Source organism: Paenibacillus radicis (ex Gao et al. 2016) (genome assembly GCF_014641555.1).
Classification (GTDB): Bacteria; Bacillota; Bacilli; order Paenibacillales; family Paenibacillaceae; genus Pristimantibacillus; species Pristimantibacillus radicis.
This window is the reverse complement of record NZ_BMHY01000013.1, coordinates 42383-44590: the sequence shown is the minus strand read 5'-3', so window position 1 is coordinate 44590 and position 2208 is coordinate 42383. Positions and strand designations below refer to the sequence as shown.

Below are 2208 nucleotides of genomic sequence, written 5' to 3'. Positions count from 1 at the left end.
TTTTCATGCTTTTCATGCTTTTCATGCTTTTCATGCTTTTCATGCTTTTCATGCTTTTCATGCTTTTCATGCTTTTCGTTTCCTTCGTGCCCTCCGTAACCCCCATAACCCCCTCTTTCCTCGCCCTCCTCGTACCGCTGCCCAAGCCAAAACAAACGATCGACCTCTGCCGCTATCGTCACATTGGAATACCACTTCCCGCCGATTTTCACCACATACATCTGCGCTTTCATTTCATGCCTCCTTTCGTCCTTTTTGACTTGCAAACAAAAAAAAGCACACCACAACGACGCATCTAGCGTCGTCGGGTGTGCTTCACTCCGAGCTCCGTAATCATTTAGTTGCTATCACTATACCTCAAAACGGCATTTTAGACAAATCATCCGGATTTTGAAGATCAACAAGTATGGCATGCTCGGAGGAAGTGACGACTCCGTCCGTTCTCAGCCGCCATAACAGTCTGGAGTGGCTTTCATCCTCCCCCTGAGAGCGCTTCCGATCATTCAAATTTTCTGCCCTCTGATCGCCGTCTTCCTCCACCTTTCCCCCATGCACAAATACCGAACCGCCGCCTTGCTCTAGCCGATCGACAATTTCTGCCGTCTGCTCCATAGAACTAGCATCAACTACGGTCAACTTGGCATCCGTACCCATCCGCCGCGAAAAAGCATAAAACGATCGCACCAGCCATTCCATTCTCATATGTTGATTGTGTGCCACAAGTACGTAATGTTTACTCACCCGCACCCGATCCCGTTTTAGCCAATATGTGAGGTGCACGAGAGCAGCGACCAAAGCATAGCAGCCAACAACGACGAGCAATATCCCAACCATGGAAGCCACCTCCTCTTTGATGACACTATATGCGGAGGCGAGCCTAGTGGTTCCGGACAATTAGGACGAGTTTTCTTAAAATAGCCTCCTACCTTCCCCCTGTCCGCCCTCGACTTCCAACATTCTTTATTGTAAAATAAATCCAAGTAATTCATCTCATCTGCTGCTTCCTCAACTTAACTGAATATGAAGCGTGTGAAGCACACCGCTCTTTTTCCGTGAATTAACGGACGAGGAGCGGTTTTTTTATTATAACGATTGGAGGGATTATCTTGGTGGAATCTACTTATGAGCAATGGCTTTCCGAACAAGCAGCTAGTTGTACAGGAGAGAGGAGACGCCGCTTATCCCAACACGGGCACGCAGAGGAACTGTTTTTAAAACAAGTTTGGTACCCAGCCTTCAATCACTTTCAGAATTTACACGGCGAGTATGAAGTGAGCGACTTTAAAGACGGCAAACGATATTTGGATTTTGCCTATATTCGTTCACCCTATCGTATTTGTTTTGAAATCGATGGCTTCGGCCCTCATTCCCGTGATGTAGATCGCGACCGTTTTGCTGATGGGCTTATGCGTCAGAATCATCTTGTGCTCGATGGTTGGATCGTAATTCGATTGTCCTATGACGATGTTGTAAAAAGACCACGCCAATGTCAGCAACTGCTGCATCAACTTCTTGGAAAGCTTTACAATCCGCAATCCTTTCCGGATATCACGATCCACCAAAAAGAGATTATCCGCTATATGATGATCACTCAAAATCCAGTAAGTCCAAAAGAAATTAGCAGCATGCTGCAAGTGGGAGCAAAATTTGCCCGTCGGCTTCTGCTTGAACTTTTATACAAAAAGTATGTGGTATCCTGTTCAGCAGGCAATCAGCGTATTCGATTATACAAGTTGAATGATAATTTGCCTCCTTACTCCAAGAGCTAGTCTAATGAGTCCTAGGACTTCTACACTTTTTCGCTGGGATAAGACCCTCTCAGGGTCTTGTTCCCTTCCCTAGCATCGTATTCAGATAGAAAATAGCGACTTCCTTTCCTCTTAAGACCCTTTCAGGGCCTTAACCCTCACTTACAGGCGCTTTCTAGCAGACATAAGACCCTCTCAGGGCCTTAACCCTCACTTACAGGCGCTTTCTAGCAGACATAAGACCCTCTCAGGGTCTTATTCCCTCCCACAGCATCGTATTCACATAGAAAATTGCTGCTTTCTTTCCGTTTAAGACCCTTTCAGGGCCTTAACCCTCACTTACAGGCGCTTTTTAGCAGACATAAGACCCTCTCAGGGTCTTATTCCCTCCCCTAGCATCGTATTCACATAGAAAATAACGACTTCTTTTCCGTTAAAGACCCTCTCAAGGCCTTAACCA

The 2208-nt window shown here is 46.2% G+C and carries 3 protein-coding genes; 1 reads left to right on the top strand and 2 read right to left on the bottom strand.

Annotated elements, in window-relative coordinates; translation table 11 throughout:
* Nucleotides 1–233: hypothetical protein (locus IEX98_RS23870; RefSeq protein ID WP_188892207.1), on the bottom strand; the 233-nt coding region annotated here is incomplete at its 3' end.
* Nucleotides 234–357: 124 nt separating this feature from the next.
* Nucleotides 358–834 carry a hypothetical protein gene (locus tag IEX98_RS23865; RefSeq protein WP_188892206.1) on the bottom strand — a complete coding sequence of 159 codons (477 nt, stop codon included), beginning with the start codon at nt 832–834 and terminating at the stop codon, nt 358–360.
* 275 nt (nt 835–1109) lie between these two features.
* Here IEX98_RS23865 and IEX98_RS23860 point away from each other — a divergent pair, with 275 nt between their 5' ends.
* The gene (locus IEX98_RS23860) at nt 1110–1769 is read left to right on the top strand and encodes a DNA-binding response regulator (protein WP_229692364.1); all 660 of its coding nucleotides are present in this window, start codon (nt 1110–1112) and stop codon (nt 1767–1769) included.
* Nucleotides 1770–2208: the final 439 nt, after the last annotated feature.

What these genes read in the sequence shown, in the direction of transcription:
- IEX98_RS23865 (WP_188892206.1), bottom strand. Translation starts at nt 834, where the DNA reads ATGGTTGGGATATTGCTCGTCGTTGTTGGCTGCTATGCTTTGGTCGCT.